We start from the raw sequence: 18,378 nt of genomic DNA on the forward strand, positions 1-18,378 counted from the left end.
TTCGCGGGCAAGCCTCGCTCCTACAGAGGGAGCTCACACATTTACGGGAGACCACCATGCCGCGTTTCGCAGCCAACCTGTCCATGCTGTTCACCGAACAGGACTTTCTCGCCCGTTTCGAAGCGGCCGCCAAGGCCGGCTTCAGTGGTGTCGAGTACCTGTTCCCTTACGACTTCAGCTCCGCCGAGATCAAGGCCAAGCTAGACGCCAACGGTCTGACCCAGGTGTTGTTCAACCTGCCGGCCGGTGACTGGGCCAAGGGCGAACGCGGTATCGCGTGCCTGCCGGACCGGGTTGAAGAATTCCGCGCCGGGGTCGATCTGGCCATTGCCTACGCGCAAGTGCTGGGCAACACCCAGGTCAACTGCCTGGCCGGTATTCGTCCACAAGGCGTCGACGATGCCACCGTGGAAAAAACCTTTGTCGCCAACCTCAAGTACGCGGCCGACAAGCTGCAAGCGGCGGGCATCAAACTGGTGATGGAAGCGATCAACACCCGCGACATCCCAGGGTTCTACTTGAACAACACGGCGCAAGCCCTGTCGATTCGCGAGCAGGTCGGCAGCGCCAATCTGTTCCTGCAATACGACATCTATCACATGCAAATCATGGAAGGCGACCTGGCCCGCACCCTGCAATCGCACCTCGGTGAAATCAATCACGTGCAATTGGCGGACAACCCGGGGCGCAACGAACCAGGCACTGGTGAAATCAACTACCGCTTCCTGTTCGAACACCTGGACCGGATTGGTTATCAGGGTTGGGTCGGTTGCGAATACAAGCCGCTGACCACCACCGAAGCAGGCCTGGGCTGGCTGAAAACCCATAACGCGATCTGATCGAAAACCGCGTCATCGTTCTTCGCGGGCAAGCCTCGCTCCTACGAACAACCCTGCCCCTGTAGGAGCGAGGCTTGCCCGCGAAGGCGCCCTCGCTGACACCCACGAATTTTGCGAACAGAGCAATAAAAACAAGAGGAATTTCTCATGGCTAAAATCGGATTTATCGGCACCGGCATCATGGGCCACCCAATGGCGTTGAACCTGCAGAAAGCCGGTCACAGCCTGTTCCTGTCGGCGCACCACGATGCCGCGCCTGCCGACCTGATCGCCGGTGGCGCTGTCGCCTTGGCGAACCCGAAAGAAGTCGCGCAAGAAGCTGAATTCATCATCGTCATGGTGCCGGATACCCCGCAGGTCGATGACGTGCTGTTCCGTGCCGACGGCATTGCGGCCGGTGTCGGCAAGGGCAAAGTCGTCATCGACATGAGCTCGATCTCGCCCACCGCCACCAAAGCCTTCGCGGCCAAGATCAACGAAAAAGGCGCGCAGTACCTCGACGCGCCGGTGTCCGGCGGTGAAGTCGGTGCCAAGGCTGCGACCCTGAGCATCATGGTCGGCGGCGATGCCGATGCCTTCGAACGCGCCTTGCCGCTGTTCCAGGCCATGGGCAAGAACATCACCCTGGTGGGCGGTAACGGCGACGGTCAAACCGCGAAAGTGGCGAACCAGATCATCGTCGCGCTGAACATTCAGGCCGTGGCCGAAGCCCTGCTGTTCGCTTCGAAAAACGGTGCCGATCCAGCCAAGGTGCGTGAAGCGCTGATGGGCGGTTTCGCTTCGTCGAAAATCCTCGAAGTGCATGGCGAACGCATGATCAAGGGCACCTTCGACCCAGGCTTCCGCATCAGCCTGCACCAGAAGGACCTGAACCTGGCCCTGCAAGGCGCCAAAGAGCTGAACATCAACCTGCCGAACACCGCCAACACCCAGCAAGTGTTCAGCACCTGCGCGGCCATCGGTGGCAGCAACTGGGACCACTCGGCGCTGATCAAAGGCCTGGAGCACATGGCGAATTTCTCGATTCGCGATAAGAACTAAGTCTCTGTCTGACCCTGTGGGAGCTAGCCTGCTAGCGATGAAATCGACGCGGTGTGTCTGGTAGACCTCAGCGCCTGAATCGCTAGCAGGCTAGCTCCCACAAGGGGCCGAGTTGCCCTCCAATAACAAGAATTCCGGGAGCCCGCCATGTCGGTCGATCCGCAACAATTCCTGCGTGAGCTGTTTGCCACAGCCATTGACGCGGCCCATCCGCAGCAAGTCCTCGAAGCTCATTTGCCCACTGACCGCAGTGGTCGCGTGATCGTCATCGGCGCCGGCAAAGCTGCCGCCGCCATGGCCCAAGTGGTCGAGCGCTGCTGGCAGGGTGAAGTGTCCGGCCTGGTGGTGACGCGTTACGGTCACGGCGCCCCGTGCGAAAAAATCGAAGTCGTCGAAGCCGCTCACCCGGTGCCGGACGCCGCTGGCCTGGCCGTCGCCAAGCGTGTGCTGGATCTGGTCAGCAACCTGAGCGAAGACGACCGCGTCATCTTTCTGCTCTCCGGTGGCGGTTCTGCGTTGCTCGCCCTTCCGGCCCAAGGCATCACGCTCGCCGACAAGCAATCGATCAACAAAGCCCTGCTCAAATCCGGCGCGACCATCGGCGAGATGAACTGCGTGCGCAAGCACCTCTCGGCGATCAAGGGCGGCCGTCTCGGTAAAGCCTGCTGGCCCGCCACTGTTTATACCTATGCGATTTCCGATGTACCGGGCGACCTCGCCACGGTCATCGCTTCCGGCCCCACCGTGGCCGACCCGAGCACCTCCGCCGAAGCGCTGGCAATCCTCAAGCGCTACGACATTGAAGTCCCGGCGTCGGTGCGCAACTGGCTGCAAAGCCCGGAATCGGAGACGGTCAAACCCGGCGACCCGAGCCTGGCGCGCAGTCATTTCCAATTGATCGCCCGCCCGCAACAGTCGCTTGAAGCCGCTGCAGTGAAAGCCCGTCAGGCCGGTTTCAGTCCGCTGATCCTCGGCGACCTGGAAGGCGAATCCCGCGAAGTGGCCAAGGTTCACGCCGGCATCGCGCGGCAAGTGGTCCTGCATGGCCAGCCATTGGCGGCGCCGTGCGTGATCCTTTCGGGCGGTGAAACCACGGTCACCGTGCGCGGCAATGGTCGCGGCGGACGCAACGCCGAATTCCTCCTGAGCCTGACCGACAGCCTCAAAGGCTTGCCCGGCGTCTACGCGCTGGCCGGCGACACCGATGGCATCGACGGCTCCGAAGACAATGCCGGGGCGATCATGACCCCGGACAGCTACGCCCGCGCCGCCGCCCTCGGTTTGAGCGCCAGTGATGAACTCGACAACAACAATGGCTACGGCTATTTCGCGGCGCTCGACGCGTTGATCGTCACCGAGCCGACCCGCACCAACGTCAACGACTTCCGCGCCATCCTGATTCTCGAGAGCACAAAAAATGACGCCTGATAAAAAGGTCAAAATCCTCGCCACCCTCGGCCCGGCCACCGACGGGATCGAAGACATCCGCGAGTTGGTGCAGGCCGGGGTCAACATCTTCCGCCTGAACTTCAGCCACGGCGATCACGCCGACCACGCTCAACGCTATCAATGGATTCGTGAAGTCGAGCGCCAACTGAATTATCCGCTCGGGATCCTGATGGACCTGCAAGGCCCGAAACTGCGGGTCGGCAAGTTCGCCGAAGGCAAGGTGCAGTTGCATCGCGGTCAGGCCCTGCGCCTGGACCTGGACCCGACGCCGGGCGATCAACGCAGGGTCAACCTGCCGCACCCGGAAATCATCGCCGCGCTGGAGCCGGGCATGGACTTGCTGCTCGACGACGGCAAACTGCGACTGCGCGTGGTCACCAAATACGCCGACGCAATCGACACCACGGTGCTCAATGGCGGCGAACTCTCGGACCGCAAAGGCGTGAACGTGCCGCAAGCGGTGCTGGAGTTGAGCCCGCTGACGGCCAAGGATCGTCGCGATCTGACTTTCGGTCTGGAGTTGGGCGTGGATTGGGTCGCGCTGTCGTTCGTGCAGCGCCCGGAAGACATTCGCGAAGCGCGTGAACTGATCGGCGACAAAGCGTTTTTGATGGCCAAGATCGAGAAGCCATCGGCGGTCACGCAACTGCGGGAAATCGCCGAATTGAGCGACGCGATCATGGTTGCCCGTGGCGACCTCGGCGTCGAAGTGCCCGCCGAAAGCGTGCCGCAGATTCAGAAGAACATCATCAGCATCTGCCGCCAACTCGGCAAACCGGTGGTGGTGGCGACGCAGATGCTGGAGTCGATGCGCTTCTCCCCGGCCCCGACCCGCGCCGAAGTCACCGATGTGGCCAACGCCGTGGCCGAAGGCGCCGATGCGGTGATGCTGTCAGCGGAAACCGCGTCCGGCGAATACCCGATAGAAGCTGTGCAGATGATGAGCAAGATCATCCGCCAGGTGGAAAACGGTCCGGACTATCAGACGCAACTGGACGTCAGCCGGCCGAAAGCCGAGGCGACCGTTTCCGATGCGATCAGCTGTGCGATTCGTCGCATCAGTAACGTGTTGCCGGTGGCGGTGCTGGTGAACTACAGCGAGTCCGGCACGTCGAGTCTGCGAGCGGCGCGGGAACGGCCGACGGTGCCGATTCTGAACCTGACGCCGAACCTGCAAACCGCCCGCCGCTTGACCGTGGCGTGGGGGGTGCATTCGGTGGTCAATGATCGTCTGCGCCAGGTGGATGAGGTGTGTTCGACAGCGCTGGAGATTGCGCAGGCGCAGGGCATGGCGCAGCGCGGGGACACTTTATTGATCACGGCGGGTGTGCCGTTTGGGCAGCCTGGGTCGACTAACTCTTTGCGTATCGAGACGTTGATCTAGAGCGCCCATACCGGCCTCATCGCCAGCAGGCTGGCTCCCACATTGGTTTTGTGTCGATAACGAAATCAAGACTGAACGCAGATTCAGTGTGGGAGCCAGCCTGCTGGCGATGCTGGCGACTCGGTTTCACTGAAACACCCACAGACTTCATCATGCCTGCCAACCACTTCAACACCCACTGCCCCGATTGGGCGACTGCCCTGCTCAACGGCTTCAGCCAGATTTTCCTCCAGCGCCATCCGCTGTTTGGTCTGTTGTGCCTGCTCGCCATTCTATTCACCGCACCGGCCCTGCTCGGCGGTGCGCTGCTGGGCGGTGTCGCCGGTTTGCTCACCGCGCAACGTCGCCACTACGCCAAGGCCGATCGTCAGGCCGGGCTGTTCAGTTACAACGGTGTCCTGCTCGGTTTGCTGCTGAGCCTGTATTTCCCCTGGTCCGCGCTGTTGCCACCGCTGATCATTGCTGCGGGCGGATTGAGCGCGATGCTCACTCAGCAGTGGCTCAAACGCATCCGGGTCAGCCAATACCTGCCGGCCTATACGGCGCCTTTCGTGGGATTGGGCTGGTTGCTGCTGTGCTTCGCCACCCCCTCGACCGAAGCTCATTTGATCGAAGTCAGTGCGTTGAACATGCTCCTCGCCCCCCTGAAAGGCCTCGGCCAGGTGATGTTCCTCGGTCATCCGCTGGCCGGTGCGATGATTGCCGTGGGTTTGCTGATCGCTGATCGCCGCGCATTCTGCTGGGCGATGCTGGCGTCTGTCGCGGGCATGGGCTGGAGCCTGCTGCATCAAGACGTCTATAGCGCATTGATCGGCCTCGGTGGCTATAACGCCGTACTCGCCGCCCTCGCCCTCAGCTCGCTGCGCCAGCAACCGTGGCTGCCGCTCATCGGCATCGCAGCGGCGCTGTTGCTGACGCCGGTGTTTGCCGCCATCGGTCTGCCAACGCTGACCGCGCCGTTTATCCTCGCCTGCTGGCTGATCCGCACGGTTATGCAAATGTTCGGCAAAACCACCGTCGCCGGTACGCCTTGCACTCTGGAGGAGAATCACCCTAGGCTGCGCTGATTCTCGATTCAGGCGTTATCCATGGACAGCAGCAAAAACTGGCGTGAAGACCTTTACGTCATGGTTTTCCAGAGCGACACCAAGGCCGGGCGGCGCTTCGACGGCATTCTGCTGTTGATCATCCTCGCCAGCATCGTCATCGTGATGCTCGACAGCATCGACACGATTCATCAGAACTACGCCAACGTGTTGGCGTACATCGAGTGGGGCTTCACGGTCATTTTCGCCATCGAATATGGCCTGCGCCTGTACTGTTCGCCCAAGCCGCTGCGTTATGCGTTCAGCTTCTATGGGCTGGTGGATTTGCTGGCGATCGTGCCCGGCATCCTCGCGCTGTATTACGCCGATGCGCAGTACCTGCTGATTATCCGGATCATCCGGATGCTGCGGATTTTCCGTGTGCTCAAGCTCAGTCCGTACCTCAAGCAAGCCAATTACCTGATGTTGGCGCTGCGTGGCAGCAAGCAGAAGATCGTGGTGTTTCTGGTCAGCGTCTGCACGCTCGTCACGGTGTTCGGCACGCTGATGTACGTGATCGAAGGCCCGGAGCATGGCTTCACCAGCATTCCAAAAGGCATCTACTGGGCTATCGTGACGCTGACCACCGTCGGCTTCGGCGACATCGTGCCGAAGACGCCCCTGGGCCAGGTGATTTCGTCGCTGGTGATGATCACCGGTTACTCGATCATCGCCGTGCCCACCGGGATTTTCACCGCCGAACTGGCCAACGCCATGCGTGGCGAACAGTTGCAACACGACTGCCCGGTGTGTAAGAAAAACAGCCACGAGCACGGCGCTGCATTTTGCTCGCGGTGCGGCAATGTGTTGTTCAAAAAACTGGAATAAGCAAAGTGCTTTTTAATCTTTAAAGGACTATACGAGCCCGGTTATAGTCGCTGGCAAATTGCCTCATATTTAAATTAGAACAAGGAATGCGCAGTGAAAAAACTCTTTGGCGCCTCACTTCTGGCCGCTGGCCTGGCATTGACCAGCGTGGCTCAGGCTGCACCGACCCTGCTCAACGTTTCCTACGACGTGATGCGCGATTTCTACAAGGACTACAACGCTGCCTTCCAGAAACACTGGCAAGCCGAGCACAACGAAAACATCACCCTGCAGATGTCTTTCGGCGGTTCGAGCAAACAGGCGCGCTCCGTGATCGACGGCCTGCCGGCTGACGTCATCACCATGAACATGGCCACCGACATCAACGCCCTGGCGGACAACGGCAAACTGGTGCCGGACAACTGGGTCACCCTGCTGCCGAACCACAGCGCGCCGTTCACCTCGGCCACGGTTTTCATCGTCCGCAAAGGCAACCCGAAAGCCCTGAAAGACTGGCCGGATCTGCTCAAGGACGGTGTGCAGGTGATCGTGCCGAACCCGAAAACCTCGGGCAACGGCCGCTACACCTACCTTTCGGCCTGGGGTTATGTGCTGAAGAACGGCGGTGACGAGAACAAGGCCAAGGCCTTCGTCGGCAAGCTGTTCAAGCAAGCACCGGTGCTGGATACCGGTGGTCGTGCGGCTACCACTACCTTCATGACCAACCAGCTCGGCGACGTGCTGGTGACCTTCGAAAACGAAGCGGAAATGATTGCCCGCGAATTTGGCCGTGATCAGTTCGAAGTGATCTACCCGAGCGTCTCCGCTGAAGCCGAGCCGCCAGTGGCCGTGGTCGACAAAGTGGTCGAGAAGAAAGGCACCCGCGCGGCGGCCGAGGAATACCTGAAGTACCTGTGGTCGCCGGAAGGCCAGGAAATTGCTGCGGCAAACTACCTGCGTCCGCGTGACCCGGCGGTACTGGCCAAGTACACCGACCGCTTCCCGAAAGTGGATTTCCTGTCGGTAGAGAAAACCTTCGGTGACTGGCGCACCGTGCAGAAGACGCACTTCAATGATGGTGGGATCTTTGATCAGATTTATGCTCAGTAAACGCTGATAGCCCAATGAAAAAGGCGACCTGAGAAGGTCGCCTTTTTTGTTTTTGTGTTCGCTGAAGTTCCCTGTGGGAGCGAGCCTGCTCGCGATGGCGGTGGGTCAATCACATTGATGGTGACTGATACACCGCCATCGCGAGCAGGCTCGCTCCCACAGGGAACTTCACCTGTCATCACATCGGCGGCGTGACACCGTCCTTGCCAGCCGAGATGGATTGGGCGGTCAGCGTTCCATCGGCACTCTGGGTCACAAACGTCACGATCTTCACACCCACCTTCAGCAAGCTGCGATCCCCCGGCACCAGGTTCACGATCGGCACATCCTCCGGCACCAGAATCTTCTGCTGTCCGCCCTTGTAGTTGACGGTCAACACCCGACCATTACTGACCACCAGATCACCGACGCTGCCGTTGGTCATGCTGCTGCCCTTGACCAGGTCGAAGGGTCGATGGCCGTCGCCACTGCCGGCCAGCTCCGGCGGAAAGGCGTGGACTTCCAGCGCTTTGAGGGAGCCATCTTCCTGCGCAATGGCCGCCGAGCCGATGTAGCTGCCCGGTTTGATGTCTTCGATATTGGCCAGCGTGACGGCGCGGATTTTGGTGTCCTTGGTCAGGTTGATGACCACGTTTTCGCCGCTGTTGACGTGGACTTTCAACACGTCGGGGCTGACCCCGGTGATCTCGCCACGTACGCCGATGCGCATGCCCGGTGCGTCCGCAGCCTGGGCGAGGCTTGCCATGAACAATCCGATCAAAGTGCCGCGAATCAGGTAACGGAACATCGCGTTCATGAAAGTGCCTTCCGGTGATGGGTCGTAAGAGAGAACATAAGCACGCTATCGAACAAGATGTAAGTGAATGTATCATCGGATCTTGAAATTCAGGCGCAGGTTCCAGCGCCACTCATTCCGCAAAGGAATGATTGCTATCACTCCAATCCCTCTTCCGCCGACTCGGCCTGCCACTTAGCCTTCACGCATTCCTTTCTGTTCAGCGAGACACGTTATGAACTCAGCGACTCAGGTGCCCCACGGTGCCGCGACAATGACCAAAGGCATGGTGCTGCTGTTTGCCTTCTGCTGCGGCGCCATCGTTGCCAACATTTACTACGCGCAACCGATCATCGGCCTGATCGCGCCCGACATCGGCCTGACCAGCACCATGGCCAGCCTGATCGTTTCGCTGACCCAGATTGGCTACGCGCTGGGCCTGTTCTTCCTGGTGCCGCTGGGTGACCTGCTGGAAAACCGCCGACTGATGATCATCACCACCGTGGTGGCGATTGCCAGTCTGTTGGGCGCCGCGTTCACCGATCAGCCGAATGTGTTTCTGCTGATCTCGTTGCTGGTGGGTTTCAGCTCGGTGTCGGTACAGATCCTGATTCCACTGGCCGCGCACCTGGCACCGGAGGAATCTCGCGGTCGAGTGGTCGGCGGGATCATGGGCGGTTTGCTGCTGGGGATCCTGTTGGCGCGACCGGTGTCCAGCGTCGTGGCTGACCACTTCGGCTGGCGTGCGATGTTTGTGATTGCGGCGGTGTTAATGGCGGCCATCAGCATCGTGCTGGCCGTGACCATTCCCAAGCGCCAGCCTGATCACAGCGCCTCTTATGGCCAGTTGCTCGGTTCGCTGTGGACGCTGCTGCGCCAGCAACCGGTATTGCGCCAGCGCGCGTTTTATCAGGGCTGCATGTTCGCCACGTTCAGCCTGTTCTGGACCGCCGTGCCACTGGAGTTGGCACGTAATCATGGCTTGTCGCAAACCCAGATCGCGATTTTCGCCCTGGTCGGCGCCATCGGAGCCATCGCCGCGCCCATCGCCGGTCGACTCGCCGATGCTGGCCACACCCGCATCGCTTCGCTGCTGGCGCTGCTGTTCGCCAGCCTGAGCTTCCTGCCAGCATTCATCCATCCGGCCTACAGCGTCATCGGCCTCGCCGTCACCGGCGTGGTGCTCGACTTCTGCGTACAGATGAACATGGTCCTCGGCCAACGGGCGGTCTACGCCCTCGACGCCAAAAGCCGCAGTCGCCTGAACGCGTTGTACATGACCAGCATCTTCATCGGCGGCGCGTTTGGCTCCTCGGTAGCCAGTGCGGTGTACGAACACGGCGGCTGGTTGTGGATCGTGATTGTGGGTAGTGCGTTTCCACTGTTGGCGTTGTTGCGGTTTTTGAGTGTTTCGCAGGAGCGTTCGCTGGCAACGGCATAGATATCCAAAAGCTTCGCGGGCAAGCCTCCCCGAGAATGAATGCTTTCGCTCTGCGTCAGCAATCACCCCGAGGTATTCCCGGTTTACACTCAGCGTCCGGAGCCTGAAGCGATGCGGGATGTGGTTCGCGGTTGACCGGTTCAAATGCCGCCTGACCTGCGGCATGTTTTGTTCAAGGAGTGTGCAATGACCCGACGTACTTTTCTCATCACCGGCGCCAGCAAAGGTATTGGCCGCGCGGTGGCCGAACACCTGGACCGCGCCGGACACCGGGTGGTCGGCATTGCCCGCACGCCTGACCTGAGTTTTCCCGGCATCCTGTTTCCGCTGGATTTGAGCGACAGGGCACTCACTCAGGAAGTGCTGGCGGACCTGGCCGGGACTTACGAGTTCGATGGGCTGGTCAACAACGTCGGCCTGGTACGCCCGCAAGTGTTGGGAGAAATCGACCTCGATACGTTCGATGACGTAATGCGGGTCAACCTGCATTCAGCGTTGCAGGCCACCCAGGCGCTGCTGCCGAACATGCGCGCCAAGGGTTGGGGTCGGGTGGTGAACATTTCCAGCCTGACGGTGCTCGGGATTACCCAGCGCACGGCGTATGCCGCGGCAAAAGCGGCGTTGATCAGCTTCACCCGCTCCTGGGCGCTGGAACTGGCGCAAACCGGCGTGACGGTGAACGCCGTGGCACCGGGACCGACGGAAACGGAACTGTTCCGCGCCAACAACCCGCCGGGAAGCGAGGACGAGGCGCGTTATCTGGCCGGTGTGCCGATGGGGCGCCTGGGACAACCGCAAGAGATTGCCGCGGCGATTGCATTTTTGCTGTCAGAACAGAGCGGGTTCATCACCGGCCAGACGCTGTTTGTAGACGGTGGTTCTTCAATAGGCAAAGCGGCGTTCTGACCCACAACACAGGTCCCTGTAGGAGCGGTCCGGCTGCTTGAAGAACAAACCGTCACCGTCAGCGGCAGGATTCGTGTCAGCGCCGCGCAAGGTCTGCGTGAAGCGGCGCTGGCCCATCAAGGGCTGACCATGGCGTCGGCATGGATGTTTGCACCGGAGCTGGCCAGCGGAGTGGTCAGGGAGGTGATGACGAAGTGGACGCTGCCGGTTCAGGAGCTGTGGGCGGTGTTTCCAACCGGGCGGATGGCCAGCGCCAAGGCTCGGGCGTTTGTGGAGTATGTGCAGGGGTTGTTGGTAAAAAGGGTCTGAGAGCACCTGTTTCGTTTATTGCGATTTTCGATTATTTCGAATAGCCTGCCAGCTTCGCTTACTCAGAAGGCTGGAACCATCATGTCACCCACCCTCCATCCGACGATAAACCTCCCGCTGGAGCGCGAAGTGCAGGCTGCTATTGAAGGTCAGCGCGCATTGGCGGCCTACCTTGCCACTCAATTCGAAACACAGCGCATCCAGATTTTCGACGAACAGAATGAGGCTCACAGCGTCGAATTACCCACTTCGGCTCTTCGTTTGCTAGTCGATATCCTGGAAGCGCTCGCTGCGGGCAATGCTGTCAAAGTAGTCCCGGTTCACGCTGAACTGACGACGCAGGAAGCGGCTGATCTGCTTAACGTCTCACGCCCGCACCTGATCAAACTGCTCGAATCCGGCGACTTGTCCTACCACAAAACCGGCAAGCACCGACGTGTGCGCTTTGCCGATTTGATGGACTATAAAAACCGGCGCGATACCGCCAGCGAGCAAGCAATGATGCTGCTCGCCGAGCAGGCACAAGCGTTAAGGACAGGATACGAGTGAGGCACTCCTCTTTTACCGCTGTATATGACGCATGTGTGCTGTACCCCGCGCCCCTGAGAGATTTTTTGATGTGGCTTGCACTCTCCGGACGTTTTAGAGCGAAATGGACAATGGAGATACACAACGAATGGAAACGCAATTTGCTCAAAAACCGTCCGGATCTGACCACAGGACAACTGAACCGCACGTCCGAACTGATGGATCAGGCATTACCCGACGCTTGCGTGTCCGGTTACGAAGAGCTTATTGAAGGATTGACGCTACCCGACGTCGATGATCGACACGTCCTGGCTGTTGCCATTCACTGTAATGCCAGCGTCATCGTCACCTTCAACCAGAAAGATTTCCCCTGCACCGCCCTGAGCCCCTTCGGTATTGAGGCTCAGCATCCTGACGAGTTCGTCGATAACCTTTTTGATCTCGATCCGGCGGCAGTAATCGAGGCGGCACAACGGCAGCGCAAGCAGCTGAAGCTGCCGCCAATGGATGTCAGTAGTTACCTTGAACTTCTGCTGCGTCAGGGCCTGGTTCAATCGAGCAAGGCATTGACCGAGTACCGCGCCATTCTCTGAACGTCCTTCACAGACTCCAGACAGCAAAACGGCGATCCGTAGATCGCCGTTTCCATTTACTGCCCGAATTGCCGTCCCAACCCACCCGGCACGCCATGGATGTCCGTGTCTTCCCATGGCCCGTTCGGGCTGATCGAGCGGCTCCAGCCGTTGTTCCAGCGGTAGTACGTGCGCTGGCGGTAGAAGGTGTTGGTCTGGTCATCGAGCACATATACGCCGAGCTTCTGATCCCAATGGCTGTTACCGCCCGGTGGCGGTGCGAAGCTGGCCGAGGTGCGTGGCATCGGTTTGGCGGGCTTGGCCGGAATACTTGGCTTGCCTGGCGTCGGTGTCGTTGACGGCGTCGGGCGGGGCTGCGACGGCGGGATCGGTGGCAGCGACGTCGGCTCGGGGCGCTGGACCGCACACGCGCTTAACCCCAAAACCAGACTGAGCAGGGTAATACGAGCAATGGCGGTCATGGCGGTGGTTCCTGTTATTTGTCTGGGCTGTCGATGGTCAGTTTTTGCGCCGCGGTGGTGCTGCTGGCCAGAGGCTGGCTGCGACCGATCCATTCGCCGGCAGTCGGTTGGCCGGCCCGTGAGATTCGCGCAACCAGTTGGACTTCAGGAAAGTTCGACAGTTTCAACTGCGGCATCATTGCGTCGGCATCGCCCAGTTCCACGGTCGCCGGCAAGTCAGCCACGGTCAGGCGTTTGGCGGCCAATGGTGCTGGAGGCCCCGAGGTGGCGCGGGCGAAAATGAACACGCTGTCACCCGGCTGAACCTTGGCCTTGAGCTCTGGCGCCAGATCGACGCTGACCTTGAGCAGCGCCGCAACCTTGGGCGCAGGTGCCTGGGCAACCTTGCCGCCGCTGGCTTCGAGTTTCTCGGTAGCCCGGGCAATACCGCCTTGCAGTGCAGCGCGGGAGCCGTCTTCCGGTGGCAGTTGCACCAACAGGCGATTCCAGTAATCGATGGCGTCCTGATAATGCGCGCTTTCAAACGCGGCGATACCGAGCAGGCCAAGGCTGGTGACTTCCTTCGGATCGGCTTTCAGCGCTTCGTCGGTGAGGGCCTGAACCTTGTCCGACCACTTCTTGCCATCGGCGAAGTACTGGGCTTGCGCCCATTGGCCGAGCAGTTCCGGCTGACGACCGGCCAGGTTCACCGTGCGCTCGAAGATCTTCGCCGCGTCGGCGGGACGATCCTGCGCCATGTAAGTACGACCCAGGAAGTACAGGCCTTCGGCCGAATCCGGTTGAGCGGCGACGGCGCGTTCCAGACGGCGGGTCATCTCTTCCATCGACTGCGGTGCCTGGGAGAATTCGCGGGTCAGTTCGACCTTGTCGCTCGCGCCGAAATGCAGGTAGAGCCCAAGCCCCAACACCGGCACCAGAATCGCCGCTAGCAATGGCAACGGTTTGCCCAGACGTGCCGCGCGCGGTGCATCGGCGCCTTCGGTGTCGGCGAGCAACTCACGAGCAGCTTCGGCGCGGCCGGTTTCCAGTTGCGCAGCGTTGAGCACGCCCTCTTCCTGCTCGGTTTGCAACTCAGCCACGCGCTCTTGATACAGCGCGACGTTCAGGGCAGTACGATCCTCTTCCAGCTGGGCGCGGCGGCCACGCAGAACGGGAATCAGCAGAAAACTCAGGGCAACCAGAAGCAGCAGACCTGCAGCGAGCCAGAAATCAATCATTCTTGGTTTTATCCAACAGTTGATCGAGGCGCTCGCGCTCCTCGGCAGAAAGCTCATCCTTGGCATCAGCGCGTTGGACGCGACGACGGCGGACGATCACGGCGATGATCACAAAACCGCCCAACAGCAGGCCGGCGGGGCCGAACCAGAGCAAGGCAGTCTTGGCGTTGAGTGCGGGTTTGTAGCGGACGAAATCACCGTAGCGATCGACCATGAAATCGATGATCTGCTGATTGTCCTTGCCCTCGCCCAGCATGCGGAAAATCTCTTTGCGCAGGTCGGCGGCGATCGGTGCGTTGGAATCGGCGATGTCCTGATTCTGGCACTTGGGGCAACGAAGCTCTTTGGTCAGCTCGCGAAAACGCTCGCGATCACCTTCTTTGGCGAACTCATAGGTGTCGATGGCCGCGTGCGCCACGCCGGCCATGCTCAAGCCCAATACAGCGGCAGCTATCCAGCGCTTCATGGCTTGGCCTCGTCCACCAGCGCCTGATACTTGGCCGCCAGTTTTTCGCGCCAGACCTGCTCGTCGATCACGCCGACGAATTTGTCGCGGATGATGCCCTTGGCGTCGATGAAGAAGGTTTCCGGAGCGCCGTATACGCCGAGGTTCAGGCCCAACGTGCCTTCGTCGTCACGGATGTCCAGTTGATAGGGGTTGTGGAACTCCACCAGCCACTTCAAGGCATCCGCATTGATGTCCTTGTAGTTGATGCCGTAGATCACCACGCCCTTCTCGGCCAGCTTGTTCAACACCGGGTGCTCGACCCGGCAGGAAATGCACCAGGTGCCCCACACGTTGACCAGCGCCGGTTTACCGAGAATATCTGCCTTGGTCAGGGTCTTGTCGCCCTGCACCGCGGGCAGGGAAAACTCCGGGAACGGCTTGCCGATCATTGCCGAAGGCAGCTCGGCCGGGTCCAGATAGAGCCCGCGATAAAGGAAAACAGCCACCACCAGAAAAACCGCCAGCGGCAACAGCATCAACCAACGTCTCATGCAGTCGCTCCCGTCATGCCCAATGCTTCACGCACGCGGCTTTTCACCTTGACCCGATAACGACGATCCAGCGCCGCCAACAGCCCGCCCAAACCGGTCAGCAGACCGCCAAACCAGATCCAGCGCACGAACGGTTTGACGTGCACGCGCACGGCCCAGGCGCCATCCCCCAGCGGTTCGCCGAGTGCGACATAGAGGTCGCGGGTGAACCCGGCGTCGATCCCGGCTTCGGTCATCACCGAGTTCTGCACGGTGTACAGGCGTTTTTCCGGGTGCAATACGCTGATTTCCTTGCCGTCGCGGATCACCCGTACGGTGCCTTTGTCGGAGGTGAAGTTCGGGCCTTCAAAGTGCTTGGCGCCTTCGAACACGAACTGATAACCACCCAGGTCCATGGACTCGCCCGGTGCCAGGCGCAGGTCACGTTCGGCGCTGTTCTGGCTCGACAGCACAACACCGAGCGCGCACACGGCGATACCCAAATGCGCTAGCTGCATGCCCCAATAGCTGCGAGTCAGGGTCGGCAGGCCTTTGATCAGGCCTTTGTGGCGGGTCTTGTCGAAGATGTCGCGGATACCGGCCAGCAACACCCAGGCGGCCAGCATGAAAGTCGCGATCACGGCCCAGTTGAAATCGCCATAAGCGACGCCAGCCACCATGGCCAGCGCGGCGCTGCCGAGCAACACCGGGGTCAGCATGCTCATCAGCCATTTGACCGGAGTGTCTTTCCAGCGCACCAGCATGCCAACTGCCATCACCACCATCAGCAAAGCCATCAACGGAATGAACAGCGCGTTGAAGTACGGCGGGCCGACCGACAGCTTGGCGCCGGTCATTGCATCGAGAATCAGCGGGTACAAGGTGCCGAGCAGGATCATCGACGCCGCTACCACCAGCACCAGGTTGTTGCCCAGCAGCAAGGTTTCACGAGACCAGAGGTTGAAGCCGACATGGCTCTTCACCACCGGCGCGCGCAGGGCAAACAGCGTCAGCGAGCCGCCCACCACGAACAGCAGGAAAATCAGGATGAACACGCCGCGCTCGGGATCGGAGGCAAAGGCGTGAACCGAGGTCAGCACGCCAGAACGCACCAGGAACGTACCCAGCAAGCTCAACGAGAACGCAGCGATGGCCAGCAACACGGTCCAGCTCTTGAACACGCCACGTTTTTCCGTGACCGCCAACGAGTGGATCAACGCAGTGCCCACCAGCCAAGGCATGAAGGAGGCGTTTTCCACCGGGTCCCAGAACCACCAGCCGCCCCAGCCGAGTTCGTAGTAAGCCCACCACGAACCGAGGGTGATGCCGATGCCGAGGAAGGCCCAGGCGACGATGGTCCATGGACGCGACCAACGCGCCCACGCTGCATCGAGTCGACCGCCGAGCAATGCCGCGATGGCGAACGCGAAGGCCACGGAGAAACCGACGTAGCCCATGTACAGCATCGGCGGGTGAACGATCAGGCCGATGTCTTGCAGCAGCGGGTTGAGGTCACGACCGTCCGCCGGAATCTGCGGCAGGATCCGTGCGAACGGGTTGGAGGTGAGGATCAGGAACAGCAGGAAACCGGTGCTGATCATGCCCATCACCGCCAGCACCCGCGCCAGCATGACTTGCGGCAACTGCCGGGAGAACACCGACACGGCGAAGGTCCAGCCGCCGAGGATCAATGCCCACAACAGCAACGAACCCTCATGCGCGCCCCACACTGCACTGAACTTGTAGTACCACGGCAAGGCGCTGTTGGAGTTGCTGGCGACGTAGGCGACGGAGAAGTCGTCGGCCATGAACGCATAGGTCAGGCAACCGAAAGCGAACAGCAGAAACGCGAACTGCCCCCAGGCGGCCGGCTGGGCCAGGCTCATCCACAAACGATCACCGCGCCAGGCACCGAGCAACGGCACCACCGCCTGAACCAGCGCGAAACACAGCGCCAGAATCATGGCCAGATGGCCGAGTTCAGGAATAAAGATTCCAGACGTCATCGATCAACCCTCCTTCGCGGGCGTTGGAGCAGATTGACCACTGTCTTTCAAAGCCTTGGTCACTTCCGGCGGCATGTATTTCTCATCGTGCTTGGCCAGCACTTCGTCAGCCACCACCACGCCATCGGCGTTCAATTTGCCCAGCGCAACGATGCCCTGCCCTTCGCGGAACAGGTCCGGGAGGATGCCGCGGTAACTGATGGTCACGGACTTGTTGAAGTCGGTAACGATGAATTTCACGTCCAGCGAATCGCCGGAGCGTTGCAGCGACCCCTTCTCGACCATGCCGCCCGCACGGATACGCGTGTCTTGCGGCGCTTCGCCGTTGGCGATTTGCGTCGGGGTGTAAAACAGATTGATGTTCTGCTGCAGGGCGCTCAGGGCCAGACCGACGGCAGCGCCGACACCGACCAGGATCGCGAGAATGATGATAAGACGCTTTTTGCGCAGCGGATTCACTTGCCGTTCTCCCGGCGCAGACGACGCGCCTCTTGTTGCAGATACCGCTTGCGGGCCAGGATCGGCGCCGCCACGTTGAGGGCCAGCACTGCCAGGCTGATGCCGTAGGCTGACCAGACATACAGGCCGTGATGGCCCATGGCGAGGAAGTCGCCAAATGAAGCAAAAGTCATCGAGCGGCCTCCAGGCTGTTCTGCACTTCGGCTTTCACCCAACTGGCGCGGGCCTCGCGCTTGAGCACTTCAAGGCGCATGCGCAGCAGCAAGACCGCGCCGAAGAAACAGTAGAAACCCAGCACCGTCAGCAGCAATGGCAGCCACATTTCGACCGGCATCGCCGGTTTTTCGGTGAGGGTGAAGGTCGCGCCCTGGTGCAGGGTGTTCCACCACTCCACCGAGTATTTGATGATCGGGATGTTGATCACGCCGACAATCGCCAGCACCGCGCAGGCCTTGGCCGCGCTGTCACGATTGCTGATGGCGTTGCCCAGCGCAATGAGACCGAAGTACAGAAACAGCAGAATCAACATGGACGTAAGTCGTGCATCCCAGACCCACCACGAACCCCAGGTCGGCTTGCCCCAGATCGCGCCGGTGACCAGCGCCACGGCGGTCATCCAGGCACCGATGGGCGCCGCGCATTGCAGGGCGACGTCGGCCAGTTTCATTTTCCACACCAGCCCGACGATGCCGCACACCGCCAGCATCACGTAGACCGACTGCGCCAGCATGGCGGCGGGAACGTGAATATAGATGATGCGAAAGCTGTTGCCTTGCTGGTAGTCCGGCGGCGCGAAGGCCAGGCCCCAAACGACACCAATGCTGATCAGCAGCAACGCTCCGATGCTCAGCCACGGCAGCAGTTTGCCGCTGATGCCATAAAACCATTTGGGTGAGCCGAGCTTATGAAACCAGGTCCAGTTCATTACTGTTTCCATCACGGTTGCTGCTCGTTATCACAAGCAGCCTAGGGTCTTTACTGGTTAAAATT

The 18,378-nt window shown here is 60.5% G+C and carries 20 protein-coding genes and 1 pseudogene; 12 read left to right on the forward strand and 9 right to left on the reverse strand.

Features of this window, described 5'->3' with window-relative positions; translation table 11 throughout:
* The first annotated feature begins 56 nt into the window (after nt 1-56).
* The 7 genes from hyi (at nt 57) to IB246_RS17820 (ending at nt 7,715) form a co-directional block, all read left to right on the forward strand.
* Nucleotides 57-839: a hydroxypyruvate isomerase gene (gene hyi / locus IB246_RS17790; protein WP_008026777.1), complete on the forward strand. Its 783-nt coding sequence runs from the start codon at nt 57-59 to the stop codon at nt 837-839.
* A 147-nt stretch (nt 840-986) separates the two neighbouring features.
* Entirely contained in the window at nt 987-1,880 is an 894-nt protein-coding gene (locus tag IB246_RS17795) for a 2-hydroxy-3-oxopropionate reductase (protein ID WP_008039871.1), read from the forward strand.
* 147 nt (nt 1,881-2,027) lie between these two features.
* On the forward strand, nt 2,028-3,308 hold the full coding sequence (locus IB246_RS17800; RefSeq protein WP_008026780.1) for a glycerate kinase: 1,281 nt from the start codon (nt 2,028-2,030) through the stop codon (nt 3,306-3,308).
* The gene (gene pyk / locus IB246_RS17805; RefSeq protein WP_008039869.1) at nt 3,298-4,713 is read left to right on the forward strand and encodes a pyruvate kinase; all 1,416 of its coding nucleotides are present in this window, start codon (nt 3,298-3,300) and stop codon (nt 4,711-4,713) included. Before IB246_RS17800 ends, pyk begins: the two co-directional genes overlap by 11 nt.
* Before the next feature lie 152 nt (nt 4,714-4,865).
* Nucleotides 4,866-5,780 (forward strand): urea transporter, encoded by a 915-nt coding sequence (locus IB246_RS17810; protein WP_008039867.1) that lies wholly within the window; start codon nt 4,866-4,868, stop codon nt 5,778-5,780.
* A 21-nt stretch (nt 5,781-5,801) separates the two neighbouring features.
* Nucleotides 5,802-6,626, forward strand: a complete 825-nt coding sequence (locus IB246_RS17815) for an ion transporter (RefSeq protein WP_008039865.1) — start codon at nt 5,802-5,804, stop codon at nt 6,624-6,626.
* Nucleotides 6,627-6,719: 93 nt separating this feature from the next.
* Nucleotides 6,720-7,715, forward strand: coding sequence for a sulfate ABC transporter substrate-binding protein (locus tag IB246_RS17820; protein ID WP_008039863.1), 996 nt, complete (start codon nt 6,720-6,722; stop codon nt 7,713-7,715).
* A gap of 178 nt (nt 7,716-7,893) precedes the next feature.
* Here the strand turns inward: IB246_RS17820 and IB246_RS17825 are convergent, their stop codons facing one another.
* A complete protein-coding gene (locus IB246_RS17825; RefSeq protein WP_008039861.1) occupies nt 7,894-8,511 on the reverse strand; it encodes a hypothetical protein in 618 nt (205 codons plus the stop codon).
* 214 nt (nt 8,512-8,725) lie between these two features.
* Here IB246_RS17825 and IB246_RS17830 point away from each other — a divergent pair, with 214 nt between their 5' ends.
* From IB246_RS17830 to IB246_RS17850, 5 genes and pseudogenes are all read left to right on the forward strand, one after another.
* On the forward strand, nt 8,726-9,931 hold the full coding sequence (locus tag IB246_RS17830; protein WP_008039859.1) for an MFS transporter: 1,206 nt from the start codon (nt 8,726-8,728) through the stop codon (nt 9,929-9,931).
* A 186-nt stretch (nt 9,932-10,117) separates the two neighbouring features.
* Nucleotides 10,118-10,837, forward strand: a complete 720-nt coding sequence (locus IB246_RS17835; RefSeq protein WP_008039857.1) for an SDR family oxidoreductase — start codon at nt 10,118-10,120, stop codon at nt 10,835-10,837.
* Nucleotides 10,838-10,876: 39 nt separating this feature from the next.
* Nucleotides 10,877-11,146 (forward strand): annotated as a pseudogene (locus IB246_RS17840) (LysR substrate-binding domain-containing protein); the annotation flags it as partial.
* Nucleotides 11,147-11,227: 81 nt separating this feature from the next.
* Nucleotides 11,228-11,695, forward strand: coding sequence for a helix-turn-helix domain-containing protein (locus tag IB246_RS17845; protein WP_008026802.1), 468 nt, complete (start codon nt 11,228-11,230; stop codon nt 11,693-11,695).
* Nucleotides 11,692-12,267, forward strand: a complete 576-nt coding sequence (locus IB246_RS17850; RefSeq protein WP_032832516.1) for a PIN domain-containing protein — start codon at nt 11,692-11,694, stop codon at nt 12,265-12,267. Before IB246_RS17845 ends, IB246_RS17850 begins: the two co-directional genes overlap by 4 nt.
* Nucleotides 12,268-12,323: 56 nt before the next feature.
* On the opposite strand, the gene IB246_RS17855 is transcribed toward IB246_RS17850, so the two are convergent.
* The 8 genes from IB246_RS17855 to IB246_RS17890 are packed head-to-tail and all read right to left on the reverse strand — an operon-like array spanning nt 12,324 to nt 18,313.
* On the reverse strand, nt 12,324-12,728 hold the full coding sequence (locus IB246_RS17855; protein ID WP_008039842.1) for a hypothetical protein: 405 nt from the start codon (nt 12,726-12,728) through the stop codon (nt 12,324-12,326).
* Nucleotides 12,729-12,742: 14 nt separating this feature from the next.
* On the reverse strand, nt 12,743-13,945 hold the full coding sequence (gene ccmI, locus IB246_RS17860; protein WP_008039841.1) for a c-type cytochrome biogenesis protein CcmI: 1,203 nt from the start codon (nt 13,943-13,945) through the stop codon (nt 12,743-12,745).
* Entirely contained in the window at nt 13,938-14,411 is a 474-nt protein-coding gene (locus IB246_RS17865) for a cytochrome c-type biogenesis protein (protein WP_008026812.1), read from the reverse strand. The genes ccmI and IB246_RS17865 overlap by 8 nt, the downstream gene beginning before the upstream one ends.
* Nucleotides 14,408-14,944: a DsbE family thiol:disulfide interchange protein gene (locus IB246_RS17870; protein ID WP_008039840.1), complete on the reverse strand. Its 537-nt coding sequence runs from the start codon at nt 14,942-14,944 to the stop codon at nt 14,408-14,410. Before IB246_RS17870 ends, IB246_RS17865 begins: the two co-directional genes overlap by 4 nt.
* Entirely contained in the window at nt 14,941-16,929 is a 1,989-nt protein-coding gene (locus tag IB246_RS17875; RefSeq protein WP_008039839.1) for a heme lyase CcmF/NrfE family subunit, read from the reverse strand. Before IB246_RS17875 ends, IB246_RS17870 begins: the two co-directional genes overlap by 4 nt.
* Before the next feature lie 3 nt (nt 16,930-16,932).
* Nucleotides 16,933-17,388 carry a cytochrome c maturation protein CcmE gene (gene ccmE, locus IB246_RS17880; RefSeq protein WP_008026817.1) on the reverse strand — a complete coding sequence of 152 codons (456 nt, stop codon included), beginning with the start codon at nt 17,386-17,388 and terminating at the stop codon, nt 16,933-16,935.
* Complete coding sequence (gene ccmD, locus IB246_RS17885) at nt 17,385-17,561, reverse strand: heme exporter protein CcmD (RefSeq protein ID WP_008026820.1); 177 nt, start codon at nt 17,559-17,561, stop codon at nt 17,385-17,387. The genes ccmE and ccmD overlap by 4 nt, the downstream gene beginning before the upstream one ends.
* A complete protein-coding gene (locus IB246_RS17890) occupies nt 17,558-18,313 on the reverse strand; it encodes a heme ABC transporter permease (protein ID WP_008026821.1) in 756 nt (251 codons plus the stop codon). Before IB246_RS17890 ends, ccmD begins: the two co-directional genes overlap by 4 nt.
* Nucleotides 18,314-18,378: the final 65 nt, after the last annotated feature.

Origin of the sequence: Pseudomonas sp. PDM01 (assembly GCF_014852325.1) — a bacterium.
In the GTDB taxonomy this organism is placed as follows: domain Bacteria; phylum Pseudomonadota; class Gammaproteobacteria; order Pseudomonadales; family Pseudomonadaceae; genus Aquipseudomonas; species Aquipseudomonas migulae.

Excerpts from the sequence above, each read along its gene's own strand:
- hyi (WP_008026777.1), top strand. The coding sequence starts at position 57 with ATGCCGCGTTTCGCAGCCAACCTGTCCATGCTGTTCACCGAACAGGAC.
- IB246_RS17795 (WP_008039871.1), top strand. The coding sequence starts at position 987 with ATGGCTAAAATCGGATTTATCGGCACCGGCATCATGGGCCACCCAATG.
- IB246_RS17800 (WP_008026780.1), top strand. The coding sequence starts at position 2,028 with ATGTCGGTCGATCCGCAACAATTCCTGCGTGAGCTGTTTGCCACAGCC.
- pyk (WP_008039869.1), top strand. The coding sequence starts at position 3,298 with ATGACGCCTGATAAAAAGGTCAAAATCCTCGCCACCCTCGGCCCGGCC.
- IB246_RS17810 (WP_008039867.1), top strand. The coding sequence starts at position 4,866 with ATGCCTGCCAACCACTTCAACACCCACTGCCCCGATTGGGCGACTGCC.
- IB246_RS17815 (WP_008039865.1), top strand. The coding sequence starts at position 5,802 with ATGGACAGCAGCAAAAACTGGCGTGAAGACCTTTACGTCATGGTTTTC.
- IB246_RS17825 (WP_008039861.1), bottom strand. The coding sequence starts at position 8,511 with ATGAACGCGATGTTCCGTTACCTGATTCGCGGCACTTTGATCGGATTG.
- IB246_RS17830 (WP_008039859.1), top strand. The coding sequence starts at position 8,726 with ATGAACTCAGCGACTCAGGTGCCCCACGGTGCCGCGACAATGACCAAA.
- IB246_RS17835 (WP_008039857.1), top strand. The coding sequence starts at position 10,118 with ATGACCCGACGTACTTTTCTCATCACCGGCGCCAGCAAAGGTATTGGC.
- IB246_RS17845 (WP_008026802.1), top strand. The coding sequence starts at position 11,228 with ATGTCACCCACCCTCCATCCGACGATAAACCTCCCGCTGGAGCGCGAA.
- IB246_RS17855 (WP_008039842.1), bottom strand. The coding sequence starts at position 12,728 with ATGACCGCCATTGCTCGTATTACCCTGCTCAGTCTGGTTTTGGGGTTA.
- ccmI (WP_008039841.1), bottom strand. The coding sequence starts at position 13,945 with ATGATTGATTTCTGGCTCGCTGCAGGTCTGCTGCTTCTGGTTGCCCTG.
- IB246_RS17865 (WP_008026812.1), bottom strand. The coding sequence starts at position 14,411 with ATGAAGCGCTGGATAGCTGCCGCTGTATTGGGCTTGAGCATGGCCGGC.
- IB246_RS17870 (WP_008039840.1), bottom strand. The coding sequence starts at position 14,944 with ATGAGACGTTGGTTGATGCTGTTGCCGCTGGCGGTTTTTCTGGTGGTG.
- IB246_RS17875 (WP_008039839.1), bottom strand. The coding sequence starts at position 16,929 with ATGACGTCTGGAATCTTTATTCCTGAACTCGGCCATCTGGCCATGATT.
- ccmD (WP_008026820.1), bottom strand. The coding sequence starts at position 17,561 with ATGACTTTTGCTTCATTTGGCGACTTCCTCGCCATGGGCCATCACGGC.
- IB246_RS17890 (WP_008026821.1), bottom strand. The coding sequence starts at position 18,313 with ATGAACTGGACCTGGTTTCATAAGCTCGGCTCACCCAAATGGTTTTAT.